Origin of the sequence: Actinoplanes lobatus, assembly GCF_014205215.1 — a bacterium.
In the GTDB taxonomy this organism is placed as follows: domain Bacteria; phylum Actinomycetota; class Actinomycetes; order Mycobacteriales; family Micromonosporaceae; genus Actinoplanes; species Actinoplanes lobatus.
This window is the reverse complement of the sequence record NZ_JACHNC010000001.1, coordinates 5,554,736-5,571,973: the sequence shown is the minus strand read 5'-3', so window position 1 is coordinate 5,571,973 and position 17,238 is coordinate 5,554,736. Positions and strand designations below refer to the sequence as shown.

The 17,238-nt window shown below is 72.7% G+C and carries 11 protein-coding genes and 1 pseudogene; 4 read left to right on the top strand and 8 right to left on the bottom strand.

All coding sequences use genetic code 11. From position 1 onward, the window contains the following. Positions 1-133 precede the first annotated feature (133 nt). The 5 genes from BJ964_RS25535 to BJ964_RS25515 form a co-directional block, all read right to left on the bottom strand. Positions 134-2,038 (bottom strand): Hsp70 family protein, encoded by a 1,905-nt coding sequence (locus tag BJ964_RS25535; protein WP_188123039.1) that lies wholly within the window; start codon positions 2,036-2,038, stop codon positions 134-136. A gap of 259 nt (positions 2,039-2,297) precedes the next feature. Continuing rightward, on the bottom strand, positions 2,298-3,317 hold the full coding sequence (locus BJ964_RS25530) for a glycoside hydrolase family 5 protein (protein ID WP_229807225.1): 1,020 nt from the start codon (positions 3,315-3,317) through the stop codon (positions 2,298-2,300). Positions 3,318-3,327: 10 nt separating this feature from the next. After that, on the bottom strand, positions 3,328-4,188 hold the full coding sequence (locus BJ964_RS25525) for a glycoside hydrolase family protein (protein WP_229807226.1): 861 nt from the start codon (positions 4,186-4,188) through the stop codon (positions 3,328-3,330). Between the two features lie 120 nt (positions 4,189-4,308). Continuing rightward, positions 4,309-5,637 carry a M1 family metallopeptidase gene (locus tag BJ964_RS25520; RefSeq protein WP_188123038.1) on the bottom strand — a complete coding sequence of 443 codons (1,329 nt, stop codon included), beginning with the start codon at positions 5,635-5,637 and terminating at the stop codon, positions 4,309-4,311. Beyond that, positions 5,634-9,503, bottom strand: a complete 3,870-nt coding sequence (locus tag BJ964_RS25515) for a Pls/PosA family non-ribosomal peptide synthetase (protein ID WP_188123037.1) — start codon at positions 9,501-9,503, stop codon at positions 5,634-5,636. Before BJ964_RS25515 ends, BJ964_RS25520 begins: the two co-directional genes overlap by 4 nt. A gap of 270 nt (positions 9,504-9,773) precedes the next feature. Between BJ964_RS25515 and BJ964_RS48150 the strand changes: the two are divergent. The 3 genes and pseudogenes from BJ964_RS48150 to BJ964_RS25505 all read left to right on the top strand — a co-directional run. Then, positions 9,774-10,277: pseudogene (locus BJ964_RS48150) on the top strand (protein kinase domain-containing protein); the annotation flags it as partial. Positions 10,278-10,339: 62 nt separating this feature from the next. Then, complete coding sequence (locus BJ964_RS25510; protein ID WP_229807229.1) at positions 10,340-11,470, top strand: serine/threonine protein kinase; 1,131 nt, start codon at positions 10,340-10,342, stop codon at positions 11,468-11,470. Between the two features lie 9 nt (positions 11,471-11,479). After that, on the top strand, positions 11,480-12,226 hold the full coding sequence (locus BJ964_RS25505; RefSeq protein ID WP_229807227.1) for a hypothetical protein: 747 nt from the start codon (positions 11,480-11,482) through the stop codon (positions 12,224-12,226). An 83-nt stretch (positions 12,227-12,309) separates the two neighbouring features. On the opposite strand, the gene BJ964_RS25500 is transcribed toward BJ964_RS25505, so the two are convergent. Genes BJ964_RS25500 through BJ964_RS25490 form a run of 3 tightly spaced genes read right to left on the bottom strand, consistent with a single transcriptional unit; the run spans position 12,310 to position 16,180 of the window. After that, positions 12,310-14,004, bottom strand: a complete 1,695-nt coding sequence (locus BJ964_RS25500; protein WP_188123036.1) for an AMP-binding protein — start codon at positions 14,002-14,004, stop codon at positions 12,310-12,312. A gap of 21 nt (positions 14,005-14,025) precedes the next feature. Continuing rightward, complete coding sequence (locus BJ964_RS25495) at positions 14,026-14,508, bottom strand: ester cyclase (protein WP_188123035.1); 483 nt, start codon at positions 14,506-14,508, stop codon at positions 14,026-14,028. Positions 14,509-14,539: 31 nt separating this feature from the next. Further along, positions 14,540-16,180 carry an MFS transporter gene (locus tag BJ964_RS25490; RefSeq protein WP_188123034.1) on the bottom strand — a complete coding sequence of 547 codons (1,641 nt, stop codon included), beginning with the start codon at positions 16,178-16,180 and terminating at the stop codon, positions 14,540-14,542. Positions 16,181-16,312: 132 nt separating this feature from the next. Between BJ964_RS25490 and sigJ the strand changes: the two genes are divergently transcribed. Further along, the gene (gene sigJ / locus BJ964_RS25485) at positions 16,313-17,194 is read left to right on the top strand and encodes an RNA polymerase sigma factor SigJ (protein WP_188123033.1); all 882 of its coding nucleotides are present in this window, start codon (positions 16,313-16,315) and stop codon (positions 17,192-17,194) included. The last annotated feature ends 44 nt before the right edge of the window (positions 17,195-17,238 follow it).

Below are 17,238 nucleotides of genomic sequence, written 5' to 3'. Positions count from 1 at the left end.
TGTTCGCGCGAAAGCTCGCCCCCATGAACCGGACGACGGTCGACCGGATCACGGCGGCGGTGCCGTCGGGGATGGTTACAGCGCTGCTGACGGTGTGGTCGTGCCGCCCCGGCCCGGCACCGGCGCGCGGCCGTCAGTCCCGCTGGATGGGGATGCAGTTGCCGGTGTGGTAGCTGCCGTCGGCGGCCCTGGCCAGCCCGTGCCCGCTCTTGGCAATGCGGGCGCACACCTTCGGGGCATCGCTGACGGCCTCGAAGTCGGCGTCGCCGGTCCGCCGCACCGAGGGCTGCTGGTCCTCGAAGTAGTACTCGCCGTGTGCGGTCGCCTGGCTGCCCATCGTCGTCTCGTCGGGGCTCTGCCCGTCGCCGCCGTAGATGTGCAGGTGGAAGCCCTTCGCGGTGTCCGGGGTCTCGCCGTTCCAGTCCGCCTCGTACCAGACGGTGAACCTTCCGTCCCGGACGGTGGCCCGGGTGAGGCAGACCCAGCGAGGACTCTGCCTCATCTGATCGGTGCACGCCTCGTCGGCCGGCACCGGGGCGGCGGCCGCGCTGGCCGGCACGCTCGCGCCCGCCGAGGCGGCCGCGCTCGGGATCGGGCTGTGCATGCCGGCCCCGGTCGCCGGAACGTCCTTCTTGCCGTCGCCGCCGAACCTGTCGACGGCCCAGACGGCGCCGGTGACGCCGGCGAGCAACACCACCACGGCGGCAGCCAGAACAGCGCCGAGAATCCGTACCCGAGTCGCCGCATCGGCGGGCAGCGCGACGGCGGCGGTCGGCCCGGCTGCCTCCGGGGACGAGACCGGCTCCGGCTCCGGCGAAGACGCCGGGGAGGGCGCCGCCGGAGACGGCTGGACCGGCTGGGCGGGCTCGGCGGGAACCACGAGGGCGTCCGGCCAGGCCGGGGCGACCGCCTCGGCGGCGCCGGTCGCCCACGGGTCGACGGCCTCGGGCAGCACCAGCGCCGTCTGGGCCTCGGCGATCGAGGCACCGGCATGCCAGGCCGCGCCGAGCGCCACCGCATGCTTGGGGTGGGCGTCGACCGCGACCGGCCGCCCGAACTCCGCACCGACCATCCGCGCGACCAGCGGAATCCGCGACGAACCGCCGACCAGCAGCACCGAGTGCAGGTCCGCCGGCTCGATCCCGGCCGACTTGACGGCTCGGCGCAGCGCCTCGATCGGGCCGCTCAGCACCGGGCGGACCATCGCCTCCAACTCGGCGCGAGTGAGCCGGACCTCGGTGGTGACGGCCGGCAGCAGCACCGGAATCGTCACGTCGGTGTCCGCCGACAGAGCCTCCTTGGCCTGCACGCACTCCTCGCGGAGTCGGGCGACCGCGGCGCTCGCCGCCGGATCCTGTTCGTCGAGGTCGTCCAGCGCGCCGTCGAGCGCCCCGGCCACATGGGCGAAGATGGCGGCGTCGAAGTCGACGCCGCCGAGCCGCTCGATCCCCTCCGGCTTGCCGATGAGCTCGAAACCCTCCGGGGTCTTGCGCAGCACCGCCGCGTCGAAGGTGCCGCCGCCGAGGTCGTAGACGGCCACCGTCGCGTCCGGCTCCAGCCGCTGCTGCCGGGCGTAGAAGACCGCCGCGGCGTGCGGCTCGGTGATCAACTGGACCGGCAGCTCGATGCCGGCGAGGCGGATCACCTGATACAACAGATCGATCTTGTACGGCCCCCAGTTGGCCGGATGCGAGACGCAGATGGCGTTCGGTTCGCCGCCCTCTCGTGACGACACCTCGTCGATCACGGCCCGCAGCATCCGGGCCATCAGCGACTCGGCCGAGTACGGCACCCCACCGAGCAGGATCGGCGTGGGGTCACCGAGGCGCCGCTTGAACTCGCGGGCCATCCGGTGCGGTTCGGTCAGCCCTCGCCGGCTGGCGATCTCGCCGGTCAGGATGCTCTCGTCGGCCCGCAACAGCACCACCGTCGGGACGGCCGCCGTCCTGCTGCCCAGCGAGACGATCTCGGCATGACCGGAGCGCCAGACGGCGGCGGCGGTGTAGGTGGTTCCCAGATCGATGCCGAGCGCATACATCCCGAGTGACTCCGGATCCGGTCGAGGGCGTGACCTGCCTCCCCCGGGTCCGGGGGCTACCAGAATAGGGTCAAGCGGACGGCCGGGCCGCCGGGAGATTCTCCGGCGTGCCGGGCTTCACACCAACGGGCCGGCCGCCGGGAGGACCGGCGGTCGCGGCCCCGGCACGCGGCTCCACCCGTGCCGTGTCTGTTCGACATGGACCGGCCCCCTGCCACAGCGGCACGTGCCGTGGCAGGGGGCCGGTCCGTTCCGAGCGTCAGAGGCCCCAGCCGTACCGGATGCGGTCGCGGCCGGAGGCGTTGCGGACGGCCAGGTTGAGGTTGGTGCCGCTGCCACTGAAGGCGAACATCGAGTAGTAGTCGAAGCCCGAGGTGCCGGTGGGCTTGCCACCCAGGGCCGGCCAGTAGGTGCCGCCCATCTGGTTGTCCCGCATCACCTGGGTGACGGCGCGGATGTGGCGTACGAAATTGTCGGTGCTGTTGGCGTCGGCGTAGTTGAGCCCGGTCGACATCGGGGCGCCGAACTCGGTGACCACGGCGCGGGAGGCGCAGTTGCCGAGCCGGGTCTGGACGTGGCTGCGGAAGGCGTCGTAGGTCATCGCGCTGTAGAAGAACGCGTAGTGGTGGAACGAGAGCAGCGTGCCGCTGAACCGGCTGTCGTTGCAGACGTCGCGCAGGTCCTGGCTGTACCCGGTGCCGCCGATCAGCGTCCGGGCCGGCACCGCCGAGTAGTGGTAGCTCATCCAGGTCGCCGCCACGTTGCGCCACTCCGCCGAGGTGTAGCCGTGCGGCTCGTTCATCGGCTCGAAGTAGACGTTGGTGTTGGCGCCGTACTGGTAGGTCACCTTCGACCACATGGTGTTCCACGCGGCGATGTTGGTGATCCGGCCACCGGAGGCGGCGCCGTCCTCCCAGTAGGCGAGGATCACCTTGAACCCGCGGGCGGTGGCGGCGTCGATGGCGCCCCGGTAGTTCTCCCACCATGCCGTGCCGACGGTGTGCGTGTTGATCGGCAGCCGGACCGTGTTGACGCCGATCGCGGCCATGTCGTCGTACAGGGCGTTGGCCTTGGCCCGGACCGTCGCGTTGCTGTCCGACGAGCTGAGGCCCTGCACGACCAGCGGGCCGGTGCTGAAGTTGTCACCCAGCACCGCCCAGTTCATGCCGCGGAACTGGTTGGTGGCGGCAACCGCCGGCGACGAGCCGACGGCGACGGCGCCCAGCGCGGTCAGGGCGGTCACCAGGAGGGGGGTGAGGAGCCTGCGCAACGGTGTCATGGGGATCCAATCATCGGGGGATGGCGGTGCCGTGGCGGCAACCCGAGCAGCCGACCGCGCTCAGGCCGGTCCACGTGTTGAGGTCGGAGCTGGTCGCGGTCCAGATCCCGCCGTTGGTGTACTTGTCGATGTAGATGCGCCACCGGCCGTCGTCCAGCCGGACCAGCGACGGCCCCTCGTAACCCGAGGCCCACAGGGTGCCCTGGTTGATCCAGCCGCCGGTGAGCCGGTCGGTGCTGGTCCAGTGCTCGATGTACTTGGTGGTCTCGTTCTTGACGAAGGAGTGCCACGTGCTGCCGGACTTCACCACGTACGCGTCGATGTGGTTGAAGCCGAGGCCCCACATCTGCTGCGGCCCGCTCCACGAGGTGAGGTCGCTGTTCTGCGCCGTGTAGACGTACGGCCGGAAGCAGTTGGAGCAGGTCGTCTGGGCCACGTTGGCGATGATGTTGACCGTCGTGCCCTCGATGTAGAACTCCGGCGCCCAGGTGAACCGGGTGCTGCTGATCCCGGACGGGACCGTGGCGATGTTGGTCCAGTTCAGCAGGTCGGTGCTACGGGCCACGGCGAAGTACGTCGAGTTCGTCGTCCAGGACTGCCAGGTGTAGGCGATGAAGTACGTGCTGCCCCGCTTGATGATGCTCGGGTCGCGCAGCACCCCGGTCGGGCCCCGGAAGTTGGTGTCGTACAGGACGTTGTAGGTGGTGCCGCCGTTGGTGGACTGGTAGATCCACAGTTCCTGGTCGGCCGCCGCGTCACCTTTGAAGGTGGCGTAGATCAGCGTCGTCGCCGCGCTGGCGGGCTGGGGCAGGGCCAGGCCGCCGAGGACGAGGGCGACCAGACCGGTCACCGCCATCAGAATGCGTTTCATTCCTTCCTCCCTTCGTGGACCGCACCTGAATATGTTCAGTCGGGTAGGCACGTGTCCACGAAGCGAGCAAGGGCACTCAGAACCGTTCACAGACGAACATGAACGGTGCCGGTGGGCGGGTCAGAGCAGGCGCGGGGGCGGCGGCAGCACCGGGCGGTCCAGCCACGCGGTGAACAGGTCGTCCAGCGGCGCGGCCGTGAAGCGGGCGGCATGCGCCCGGAACTGCGCGGTCGTCACGGTCCGGTGCCGGTGCTCGGCCACCCAGGAGCGCAGCAACGCGAAGAACGCCTGCTCACCGACCCGCACGCGCAGGGCGTGCAGGGTCAGCGCGCCGCGCTTGTAGACGCGCGGGTCGAACATCTTGTCGACGCCCGGGTCGCCGACGACGACGGTCGCCGGCTGCGCCGCCGCCCAGGCGTGCCATCGGGCCGCGTGCACATGCTCCGGCACGCCGCCGGAGACCTCGGACCACAACCATTCGGCGTACGTGGCGAAGCCCTCGTTGAGCCAGATGTGCCGCCAGTCGGCGACCGTCAGGCTGTTGCCGAACCACTGATGGGCCAGCTCGTGCACGACCAGCCGCTCGTGGGTGCGCCGCCCGTCGACGTGGTTGCGCCCGAAGACGGCCATGCCCTGCGCCTCGATCGGGTCGTCCAGCTCGTCGTCGGTGACCACCACGACGTACTCGCGGAACGGGTACGGCCCGAGCAGCCGCTCCAGGGCCGCCATGATCTCGCCGTGCCGGCCGAAGTCGTGCCGGAAGGCGTGACGCACCCGAGGGGTGATCGCGGCCCGCTGGGTCACCCCGCCGGCGGCCAGCTCCACCAGGTCGTAGCGGCCGATCTGGACGCTCATCAGGTACGGGGCGGTCGGCTCGTCGCGCTCGTACACCCAGGTGGTCGAACCGGCCCCGCGGCGCCGGGACACCAGGTCGCCGGTGACCAGCACGGTGTACGGCGACGGCGCGGTGAACCGCACCAGGAAACTCGCCTTGTCGTCCGGCCGGTCGTTGCACGGGAACCAGGACGGCGCCCCGTTCGGCTGGCTCGCCACGAGCACACCGTCGGTCAGCTCGTCCCACCCGATGTCGCCCCACCGCCCCGAGACCGGCGCGGGCTTCCCCCCGTACCGGATCTCGGTCTTGAAGGTGACGCCGTAGCCGATCGGGCGCTCCGGTTTGATCCGGAGCTTGCCCCGCCGGTGGTCGAAGCTCGCCGGGCGGCCGTCGACGCGCACCCCCTGGACCCGCATCCCGGCCAGGTCCAGGCTGAACCGCGACAGCGGCTGGACCGCCCGCGCCGTGACGATCGCCTTTCCGGCCAGCCGGTTCGACATCACCCGGTAGTCGAGGTCGAGTTCGTAGTGCAGCACCCGATAGCCGCCGTTGCCGTGCTCCGGCAGGTAGGGATCGGGGGAACGGTCGGCGCCCGGCGTGGCCGGTGGGTTCATGCCCAGGTCGCGATCGGGTTGCCGAGCCAGCAGGTGTCGGCGGGCACGGCGTCGCCGCGGGTGACCAGCGAGCCGGGGCCCACGGTGGTGCGGGCGCCGATGCTCGCGCCGGGCAGCACGATGCCGTGCGGGCCGAGGGTGGCGCCCGCGCCGAGAGTGACCTCATCCATGCTCATGATCCGATCATGGAACAGGTGGGTCTGCACCACGCACCCCCGGTTCACGGTCGCGCCGGCGCCGAGACGGACCAGGTCGTACTCCGGCAGCCACAGCGTCTCCAGCCACACGCCGCGGCCGATCCGCGCGCCGAGCGTCCGCAGCCACAGGTTCAGCAGCGGCGTCCCGGTGACGAACCGGAACAGCCAGGGCGCGCCGAGCACCTCGACGAACGTGTCGGCGAGCTCGTTGCGCCAGACGAACGACGTCCACAGCGCCCGCTCGCCGGCCCGGAACCGGCCCACGAGCAGCCACTTGGCGGCCGACGCGGTGAGTCCCGCGACGATCGCGGCGGCGGCCAGCACCGGACCGGCGGCGAGCACGGCCACCGGTCCGCCGGCGGTCCGCCAGATCAGCGCGAGCACGGCGAGCACCAGGACCGCGAGGGCGCCGGCGCAGATCACCGGGACGACCCGGCACAGTTCGATCGCGGCCCGGGCCAACCGCAGCCGCAGCGGCGGGGCGAAGGTGCGGCCGGTGTCGGCGGCCTCGACGACGCGGCGCAGCGGCATCGGCGGGGCGCCCAGCCAGGACGAGCCCTTCTTCGCCCCGCGCGGCGCCGACGACAGCACCCCGACCAGGCCGCGTTTGGGCACCGACCGGCCCGGCGCGGCCATCCCCGAGTTGCCGAGGAACGCCTGCTTGCCGATCCGGGCCGGGGCGACCCGCAGCCAGCCGTGGCTCAGCTCGTAGGTGGCCACCATCGTGTCGTCGGCCAGGAAGGCGTGGTCGTCGACGGTGGTCATGGCCGGGACCGCCAGGACCGTGGAGATCTCCGCGCCGCGGCCCACCTTCGCGCCGAGCAGGCGCAGCCACACCGGGGTGAACATGCTGGAGTAGATCGGGAACAGCGCGACGCGGGCCATCCCCATCAGGCGCTCGGTGGTCCACACCTGCCAGGCGACGCGCCCGCGGACCGGGTGGAACCCCTCCCGCAGGCCGATGCTGAGCAGGCGGACCGCCACCAGCACGAGCAGGGCGTAGGCGACCAGGTAGGCGACCGGCGCGGCCGGGACGGCGAGCAGCGCGGGCCCGCCGGTGAACGCCCAGCCGACCAGGGCGAGCGCGGGTAGCGCGGCCAGCACCGGGAGCAGGCCCAGCAGCTGCGCGGTGGCGCTGTAGGCGGTCACCCAGAACGGGCCGCCGAGCCGGGAGGGCTCCGGGCGCCGCTCCGGCCAGCCGGTCGCGTCCTTCCCGGCGACCGGTACGGCCGGGGAGCCGGCCCAGCGCTGTCCGGCCGGCACCGTGCCGGTCACGGTCGAGCCGGCGCCGATCCGCGCGCCCTTGCCGACCCGGGCGCCGGGCATCAGGGTGCTCCGGGAGCCGACCCGGGCGCCGGCGCCGGCGCGCACCGTGCCGATCCGGACCACGTCACCGTCGACCCAGTAGCCGGAGAGGTCGACCTCCGGCTCGATCGCGGCACCGCGGCCGAGCTTGAGCAGCCCGGTGACCGGCGGCGCGGAGTGCAGGTCGACGTCCCGGCCGAGCCGTGCGCCGAGCGCCTTCGCGTAGGTGATCATCCAGCCCGCCCCGGCCACCCCGGTCGCGCCGGTCAGCTCGGCGAAGCGTTCGGCCGCCCACAGCCGGAGGTGGACGTGCCCGCCGCGCGGGTAGGCGCCGGGGCCGACGCCGCGCAGCAGCAGCCGGGCGGCGGACGCGGCCATGACGATCCGGCCCGGCGGGCTGAACAGCAGCGCCCAGGACGCCGCGATCCACCACCAGGAGACCGCCGGGACGAGCCCCACGACCTTGCCGAGCGCGGCGACCACGGTGAGCCAGCGGAGCCCCACCATCGCCAGCATCGGCACCATGAGCAGGGCCTGGACGAAACCGGTCCGCCGGGGCGTGGGCCGCACCGCCCGGTGGACCGTGGTCTCGGCGCCGAGGCCGTCGAGGACGCTCGCCATCTCGGACAGTCGCGGGTTCTGGTAGACGTCGGCCACCGACACCCGCGGGTGGTCCCGCCGGATCCAGGCGACCAGCTGCGCCGCGTTCAGGCTGCTGCCGCCGCTGCTGAAGAAGTCGGCGCCGGCCTCGGCCGGGCGGACCCCGAGGATCTCCTCCCAGCCGCCGGCCAGCCACTGCTCGGTCGCGGTCAGCTCGCCGTCCGGCGACGCGCCGGGCACGGCCAGCGGCCAGGGCAGCGCCGCCCGGTCCACCTTGCCCGAGGTGCGGGTCGGGAGCCCGTCCACCACGGCCAGCAGCGGGACGAGCGCGGCCGGGAGCTGCTCGCGGATCCGCCGGTTGGCGGCCTCCAGGTCGAAGCTCTCGCCGTCGTGCGGCACCAGGTAGCCGACCAGGAGCTGGTTGCCGCCGGCGGTCCGCTGCACCGCGGCGGCCGCGCCGGCCACCCCGGACAGTGCCTGCAGCGCCGCGTCCACCTCACCCAGCTCGATCCGGCGGCCGCCGAGTTTCACCTGCTCGTCGCCGCGGCCCAGGAACAGCAGACCCTCCGGCTCGGCGCGGACGATGTCGCCGCTGCGATAGGCACGATCCCAGTCCAGGGCGGGCAGCGGCGCGAACTTCTCGGCGTCCTTGGCGGCGTCGAGGTAGCGGGCCAGGCCGACACCACCGATCACCAGCTCGCCGGTCTGCCCCATGGTGACCGGCTCACCGGACGCATCGACGACGGCCAGCTCCCAGCCGGCCAGCGGCAGCCCGATCCGCACCGGGCCCTCGCCGGTCATCCGGGCGGCGCAGGCCACCACGGTCGCCTCGGTCGGGCCGTACGTGTTCCACAACTCGCGGCCCCCGACGGCCAGCCGCTCGGCCAGCTCCGGCGGGCACGCCTCACCACCGAAGATCAGCAGCCGGACGTCCTCGAGCGCCTCGGCGGGCCACAGCGCGGCGAGCGTCGGCACCGTGGACACCACCGTGATGCGCTGCCCGGCCAGCCACGGGCCCAGGTCGACGCCGCTGCGCACCAGCGACCGCGCGGCCGGCACCAGGCAGGCGCCGTGCCGCCAGGCGAGCCACATCTCCTCACAGGACGCGTCGAAGGCCACCGACAGGCCGGCCAGGACGCGGTCGCCCGGCCCGAGCGGCGCGACGCCGTCGCCGGTGAGGAACAGTTGCGCCTCGGCGTCGACGAACGCGGCGGCGGCGCCGTGCGGGACCGCCACCCCCTTCGGGGTGCCGGTGGATCCCGAGGTGAAGATGATCCAGGCGTCGTCGGCCGGGCCCGGGCGCCCGGGCCGCCCTTGCGGGGTACGCCGCAGCGACACGTCCCGGTCGTCGCCCAGGACGGCGCAGACGCCCGCCTCGGCGAAGACGAGCTCGGCGCGCTCCTCCGGGTCGTCGGCGTCGACCGGCACGTACGCGGCTCCGGCCGCCAGCACACCGAGGATGGCCAGGTACAGCTCCGCCGTACCGGAGGAGATCCTGATGCCGACCCGGTCGCCGACGCCGATCCCGTGCCCGCTCAGCGTGGCGCGCAGCGCCTCCACCTCGGCGGACAGCCGCCGGTAGGTCAGCGCGCCGGCATCGGTGTCGATCGCGGGGGAGTCGGCGTGGGCCGCGATCGTCGCGTCGAGGATGTCGACCAGCGTGCGCCGGACCGGGGTGGACCGGGAGCGGAACACCGCCGGAGCCTCCGGCTCGAGGGTGAACTCGGGAAGCTCGATCAGTCGCAGGTCGGTCGTCGCGGTCACCGGGCGCACTTCCTCTCCGCCCCGGAAACCGTCCGCGGCAGCCTTCGAAACTACGAGACGAGAACGGAAAACGACGCCGGAATGACGTATACGTGTCTACTGACACACCGCGATGCCCACATTACGCACCGATTTTTGACACTTGCGGCCAGTCGATAGCGTCGGGCTGGTCAGTACACGTTCGGGCTCTGGACGCATTCGAGGTCGCCGATCCGGCCCGGGGAAATCACCCGATGCGCTGATCCCCCGGGTGGCTGTTCCGCGACCAGAATGATCGGCGCGGCGGAGGGGGCCTCCGCCCCTTGGATGGTGGAGTGGGTCGACATGAGCAGCTGGCAGCTGTCCGGCTACACGACCGTTCGTCAGCTCGGCGCCGGCGCGTCGGGCAGCGTCGTGCTCGCCACCCACGACGAGACCGGCACCCCGGTCGCCATCAAGTACCTGGTGCACGTGCTCGGCGACGACGCCGCCTTCCGGGCCGCGTTCCGCCGGGAGGCACAGCTGCTCGGCGAGATCGACGACCCGCACGTCTCCCGCCTCTACGAGTACGTGGAGACCGCCGACGGCGCGGCGATCGTGATGGAGCTGGTCAACGGGGTGTCGCTGCGGCAGATGCTGCGGGAGAACGGCCCCACCACCCCCGAGTCGGCGCTGGTGGTGCTGAAAGGATCCCTCGCCGGACTGGCCGCGGCGCACGCCCACGGAGTCGTGCACCGCGACTACAAGCCGGAGAACGTGCTGGTCACCGGCGACGGGCTGAGCAAACTCGCCGACTTCGGCATCGCCACGCAGGCCGGTCAGGGCACCGGCACCGTCGTCACCGGCACCCCCGCTACATGGCCCCCGAGCAGTGGACCGGCGCCCCGGCGACACCCGCCTGCGACATCTACGCCGCCACCGCCACCTTCTTCGAATGCCTCACCGGCCGGCCGCCGTACGACGGGGCGAACCTGTTCGCCCTGCACGACCAGCACGCCAACGCGCCCATCCCGACCGATCCGGCCCCGGCACCGGTGCACGACCTTCTCCGGCAGGGCATGGCCAAGCAGCCCGCCGACCGGCCCCAGCACGCCGTCGCCTTCCTCGACATCCTGGAACGGGTGGCCGGTGCGGCGTACGGGCCGGACTGGGAGGACCGTGGGCTGCGCGAACTGGCCCGCCGGGCCGCCCTGCTCGCCATGCTGTGGCCGTTCCCCGACCAGGCCGGGAACGCCACCAGCCTCGCCTCCACGGCGCTCGGGTCCGGCGCCGCCACCGGCCGCCGCAGCCGCAAGGTGACCGTGTTCGCCGCGGCCGCCGTCGTCGCGACCCTGGTGATCGGCGGGGCGGGATACCGCTTCGCCGCCGCCGACGACGTCTCCCCCGTCATCGCGGCGGGTGAGGCCGGCAGCCCCACCGCGGCCGCACCGGCATCGACCGAACCGTCCGGCACCATCCCCCCGGCCGCGTCGGCGACACCCACCACGGTCGCGCCGACCACGGAGAGCCCGGAGACACCGGACGCCACGACCGGCCCGACACCGACGACAGCCCCCACGACCAGGTCACCGTCCACACCGGCCACCACGAGCGCGCCGAGCCCGTCGGTCAGCACCTCCCCCACGCCCCCGCCGGACACCGTCGCGCCCACGGTCGGCGCGGTCCGGGCGAGCCCGACCGCGCTGGAGTCGGAGAAGTGCACCTACGGCAACCGGTCGAGCACCGTCACGGCCACCGTCACCGACGACGTGAGCGGGGCGGCCGACCTGAAGGTGACCTTCCGCTACACCCTGAACGGCGCCACCTCGACCGTCGCGATGAGCTCGGCCGGCCGCAACCTCTTCCGGGGGACGCTCACCTCGCTGCCGATGCCCAAGGTGGCCACCAGGATCCCGATCACCGTCGTCGCCGTCGACGCCGCCGGCAATTCGGGCTCGTCGGCGTCACCGGTCTACGTGACCCTCGACAACATCTGCACCCCCGGTTAGGAGTACGCCGTGCCGGAGGAACACTTCGACGAGCGGGCGATGCCGGAGCCCGCCGATCCGTGGCGGACCATCGGCCGCCCCGGTACTCCCGACGAGCGCACCGCATATCTCGGTTCCGCGGAGGAACGCACCGCTCATTTCGGTGATCTGGACGCAACCGTCTCCATCGGTTCGCCCGACCAGACGGTGCACCTGTCCGGGCCGCCGCTCGCGCCGACCGTCCACGCGGGCGGTGAGTCCGAGCCGACCCTCCGCGCCCACAGTGAGATGCGCTTCGGGCCCGGCGTCCCGGTGACCCCGGTGGCCACCCCCGCCTGGCCGGCCGCCGCCCCGGCCGCCCGCCCGCGCCCGCTGCTGCGCCGGCTGGTGTCGCTGGTCTCCGGCCTGCTGACCCTCGCGCTGGTCGTGGTGGTCGGCCTCTACCTGTGGCAGCGGCTGCGCCCCCTCGAGGTGGAGGGCGCCACGGTGGCCGTGCCCCGGCCCGCCGGGAACCGCTGCGACGTCGCCGTCGACGTGGTCGCCACCGTGCGCACCAACGGCCGCGGCGGCACGATCCGCTACCAGTGGTTCCGCTCGGACGCGCCGCCGGGACCGGTGCTCACCGAACGGGTGGGCCGCGGACAGGACACCGCCACTCTCACGCTCACCTGGACGTTCAGCGGCGTCGGCACGGCCACCGAGACCGCCACCGTCAACATCATCGAGCCGTCACCGGTCCAGGCCACGGCGCCGGTCGTCTACCGCTGCCGCCGCTGAGCCCGGGCCGGCGGCCAGGTGCGCCACCGCCAGAACCCGGGCGGTCGGCCTGCTCGCCCGGGCCATGGACGGTTGACCCGCGCTCAGTCCGGCACCTCGGCGCCGGCAAGCCAGCGGCGCAGCACGTCCTTGCGGATCTTGCCGACGTGGCTGCGGGGCAGCGCGGCCGCCACCTCCAGCCGGGTCGGCCGGTACCAGCCGGTCATCCCCCGCCACGTCAGGTAGTCGCGCAGTTCGGTCAGGGTCGGCGGGACCCCGTTGGGTACGACCACCGCGCACGGCTGCTCGCCGCCCCGCTGGTCGACGTACCCCACCACCGCGACCTCGCGCACCGCGGGATGCCGGGCCAGTTCCATCTCGACCTCCTGCACCGGGATCATGTGCGGATGGCCGATCCGGTCGTCGACGCGCCCGGCGATGCTCATCGCCCCGCTGGTCACGCGGGTGACCAGGTCCCCGGTGGAGAACCAGCCGTCGTCGTGCTTCCAGGTCTCGCGCACGGTGAGCTGGTCGTGCCACACGCCCAGGCAGACGGACGGCCCACGGACCCGCATCGGGAAGATCTCGTCCGCATCCCCGGTGGACACCAGATCGGTCTCCAGGCCGGTCACCGGGTACCCCACCTGGAGGTCGTCCGCCGCGGGCGGAGCGTCCGGGCGGGTGCGGATGCCCATGCCGGTCTCGGTCATCCCCCACACGCGGTGCATCGGCTTGCCGAACGCGGCCGACACCTCCTGCAACATGGCCGGTCGCATGGCGGCGCCGGTGGTGATGGCGGTCCGCAGCCGGGTGAGCGCGCGGGGCCGGCGGCGCTGGGCGGCGGCCAGCTCCTGCCAGTGCGGCGGCGCGGCGGACAGCTGGGTGACGCCCGCGCCGTCCGCCACGTCGAGCATGACCTCCGGATCCCAGCGGTCCAGGAAGATCCCGGTGCCGCCGGAGAGGATCGGCCCCCACACCGCGAACAGCAGCGAGGTGGTGTCGTACGCCGCGAACGGTGTCGCGAACACCTCGTTGTCACCCCAGCCCCGCTCCTGCTCGGCGGCATGGGCGCCGGTCCCGCAGCGGAACGTGTTGTGGCTGTGCAGGACCGCCTTCATCTCGCCGGTGCTGCCCGAGGTGAAGACCACCATGGACGCCCGGTCGGGGTCGTCGAGGGTGAGCCGGTGCGGCGCGTCCGGCAGGTCGTGCCAGGTGTGCACGAAGAAGCCGGCGAAGTCGATCGCCCCGGTGGCGGCCGCGTCGCCGAGCACCACCCGGTGCCGCAGCCAGAGCAGCCGGGGAGCCACCTCGGCCAGTGCCTCGGCGTGCGGGAAGCCGTGCCACTGGTCGGGCACCACGCACACCGTCGCCTGGGTCATCCGCAGCACGCGTTCGAGCTCCCGCTGGCGGACCGACGGGGAGACCGGCACCGCGACCGCCCCGGCACGCAGGCAGGCCAGCAGGAGGGCGATCGCCTCCCACGAGTTGGGCAGCTGGACCACCACCGGATCGCCGCGGCGGACCCCGAGGGCGAGCAGCGCCCGGGCGAAGCGGTCGACGTGCTGCACCAGCTGGGCGTACCGCATGGTGACGGTACGGCCGGCGGCCGCCTGGTGCAGCAGGAACGCCGGCCGGTCCGGGTAGCGGGCGGCCACCAGATAGAGGTCGTGCAGGATGGTCTGCCGTCGCCACCAGCCCTCGGCATAGAAACGGTCAGCGACGTACGGCGGTGGTCGCAGCGCCCGGGCCAGCGCGGCGAAATCGCTCTGTTCCTCCACCAGTACCGGTGACGACGGCATCTCGATCTCCTCTTCTCGGTGTCAGCCGACCTCGACCGGCGTCGCCTGGACGGTCACGATCGCCGGGGCCGGATCCTGTTCGTCCTGCGGCAGGGGCATCTGCCAGTCGGTCAGCTGCTGGCGGGTCAGCCCGAGGGTGTTGTGGCCGACCCACTGCTCGACGATCCGGCCGTCACGCAGCCGGAAGGTGTGGATCTCGCTCTCCACGCCCTCGGATCCGGTGGGCGGGAACGTCATGAACGGGCCGGTGTTGTGCCACCGGATGCTCATCCGGAGCGTGACCTTGGTGCCGTCGGCGTTGCTGAACTCGTCGTGCAGCGAGGCCGTCAGCCCCGGGTGTGCCCGGTGGAACGCCGCGAGGAAGCCCTTGATGAAGGCGACGCCGGTGTCACCGCGGCGGAACGGGGTGTAGAAGACGACGTCGTCGGCGTACATCTCGGTCAGGGTGTCGTAGTCCGCGGAGGCCACCGCGGTGAGGTAGCGGACGCCGAAGCTGTCGGTCATGGTTGTTGCCTTTCGGTCGAAGTGGAACGGATCAGCGGACCTGCTGGACAGCGGTCGCCGGCTCGGTGACGTCCTCGGTCTCCGGCCGTTCGGGGGTGGCCGGAACCGCGTCGCGGTTGGACAGCAGAAGGCAGAGGAGGGCGGCGACCACCAGGGTCGCGATGGGCAGCAGCAGCGTGGGGGGCAGCGCCTCGGCGAAGCTCCGCCCGAACACCTCGGAGGCCAGCGCGCCGACCTGCGCCCGCTGGGCCTCGGGGATGCCGAGGCGGGCCAGCGCGGCCAGCGGCGAGAACGAGGAGCTGCCGTCGGCGATGCTGTGCATGGCGGCCACGAACCCGTCGCGCACACCCGGCGGCACCTCGCCGGCCCGGTCGGACGCGGCCACGACGATCCGGCTCGACAGCTGGGACTGCAACAGCGCGCCGACGGCGGCGCCGCCGAGCACCGCCCCGAACTGGCGGGCGAGGCTGATCACGCCGGAGGCCGCGCCCGCCATCTGCACCGTGACGCCCCGCATGGCCAGCGTGTTCATCGGCGCGAAGACCGCGCCCATGCCGACGCCCGCGACCAGCAGACCCGGCATCAGGGACAGGCGCGACGAGTCGGCCTCGGCGGTGGCCGCGAGGATCCCGAAACCGGCCGCGAACAGGACCAGACCTCCGAACAGGATGAACTTGCCGCCGACCCGGTCGGCGAGCTTGCCCGCGAACGGGGCGATCAGCAGCTGGACGATCGACGGCGGGGCCAGCACCAGCCCGGCCTGCAACGGCGACAGGCCCAGCACCGACTGGAGGTAGAGGGTCAGCGGCAGCAGGAGCGCGGCCACCGAGAACAGGACGGCGGTCGTCACGAAGGCCATCACCGAGAAGTCGCGGCCGGCGAAGAGACTCAGCGGCAGCAGCGGGTTGCGGTCACGGCGCCGCCACTGGTCGGCCACGAAGAGGGCGAGCAGCAGCAGACCCGCGCCCAGCAGCAGCGGGATGGAGAAGACCGCGTTGATCCGGCCCCAGTCGTAGCGCTCGCCCTCGATCAGCGCGTAGATCACCGCCGTCAGGCCCACGGTGGAGAGCAGCGCGCCCAGCGGGTCCATCGAGCGGCCGATCCGGGGTGTGGCCGGGATCACGAGCACCGCGAGGGCGAGGACCGCGAGGCCGATCGGCACGTTGACGTAGAAGATCCAGCGCCAGGACCCGTTGTCGACCAGCACGCCACCCACGATCGGGCCGGCCACCGGGGCCAGGCCGGCGACACCGCTCCACACCCCGAAGGCGGTGCCCCGCTTCTCGCGCGGGAAGACCATCGTGATCAGCGCCAGTGTCTGCGGCAGCAACAGCATGCCGCCGACACCCTGCAGAGCCCGGGCGCCGATCAGCTGGGCGGAGGTCTGCGCCAGGCCGCACAGCAGCGATGCGGCGGTGAAGACCAGGACACCGGTGATCAGCACGGTACGCCGGCCCAGCACGTCACCCAGCCGGCTGCCGACCAGCAGCAGCGCCGCGAACACCAGGGTGTACGCGTTGACGATCCACAGAATCTCGTCGAACGAGGCGCCCAGATCGGCGGTCAGGCTGGGAATCGCGATGTTCACGATGGTGGTGTCCAGCAGGACCATGAAGAAGCCGAGGCACAGGGTGACGAGCACGGCCCACGGGTTTCCTTGCAACTTCCTCACTATCACGTCTCCTCGGATTTCGGTTCCGCGTCGGTGCGTTCGGCCCATACGACGCGGGGCACCCGTCGTCTGTGACATGCCGCGCGAAGTAAGGTGAAATCGAGATCGGTAAGCCACGGCAGGAGGCCGCGCGTGTCCGGACAGACCGTGTTCACCGACGATTTCCAGCGCCATCGCGGGCTGCTGTTCCAGCTGACGTACCGGATGACCGGCAGCACCGCCGACGCCGAGGACGTGGTCCAGGAGACCTGGCTGCGCTGGCACCGGGTGGAGCCCGGGACGGTCCGTGACCCGCGTGCCTTCCTGGTGCGCACCGCCACCCGACTGGCGATCGACCATCTCCGCCGCGAGCGGGTGCGCCGGGAGGCGTACATCGGACCCTGGCTGCCCGAGCCGCTGCCGAGCACGCCGGGCCCCGACGAGCCGGTGGCGCGGACCGAGTCCGTCTCGATGGCCATGCTGGTGCTGCTGGAGTCGCTGTCGCCGTTGGAGCGTGCCGTCTTCGTGCTGCACGACGTCTTCGAGTTCGGTTACCCCGAGGTGGCCGAGGCCGTCGGCCGTGCCGAGCCCGCGGTGCGCCAGCTCGCCGCCCGGGCCCGCGCGCACGTTCGCGAACGCCGCCCGCGGTACAACGCCGACCCCGCGCTCCGGCGGACCGTCACGGACCGGTTCCTCAAGGTCTGCCTGGGCGGTGACCTGAGCGGGCTGATGGACGTGCTCGCCCCCGACGTCGCGCTGTGGGCCGACGCGAACGGCTCCAACGAGATGCCGCGCGAGGTCCTGTACGGCTGGGACGCGGTGCTCGCGTTCTTCCGCGACTCGATCAAGCTGTTCCCCCCGGACATCGCGGCACTCCCGGCCGACCTCAACGGAGGGCCCGCCGGCCTGCTCGCCACCGCCGACGGGATCGCCGCGGCGGTCCTGCTCGACCTCGACGAGCAGGGCCGGGTGGCCGTGGTCCGGCTGGTCCGCAACCCGGAGAAACTCACCCGGCTCGGCCCGGTCGGCGCCTAGGGATCCCTGGTGGTCGAGGTCCGCGATTCGCTTCCGGCACTTTT

Coding starts and splice junctions, on each gene's coding strand:
- BJ964_RS25535 (WP_188123039.1), bottom strand. CDS start 2,038: ATGTATGCGCTCGGCATCGATCTGGGAACCACCTACACCGCCGCCGCC.
- BJ964_RS25530 (WP_229807225.1), bottom strand. CDS start 3,317: ATGACACCGTTGCGCAGGCTCCTCACCCCCCTCCTGGTGACCGCCCTG.
- BJ964_RS25520 (WP_188123038.1), bottom strand. CDS start 5,637: ATGAACCCACCGGCCACGCCGGGCGCCGACCGTTCCCCCGATCCCTAC.
- BJ964_RS25510 (WP_229807229.1), top strand. CDS start 10,340: ATGGCCCCCGAGCAGTGGACCGGCGCCCCGGCGACACCCGCCTGCGAC.
- BJ964_RS25500 (WP_188123036.1), bottom strand. CDS start 14,004: ATGCCGTCGTCACCGGTACTGGTGGAGGAACAGAGCGATTTCGCCGCG.
- BJ964_RS25495 (WP_188123035.1), bottom strand. CDS start 14,508: ATGACCGACAGCTTCGGCGTCCGCTACCTCACCGCGGTGGCCTCCGCG.
- BJ964_RS25525 (WP_229807226.1), bottom strand. CDS start 4,188: ATGAAACGCATTCTGATGGCGGTGACCGGTCTGGTCGCCCTCGTCCTC.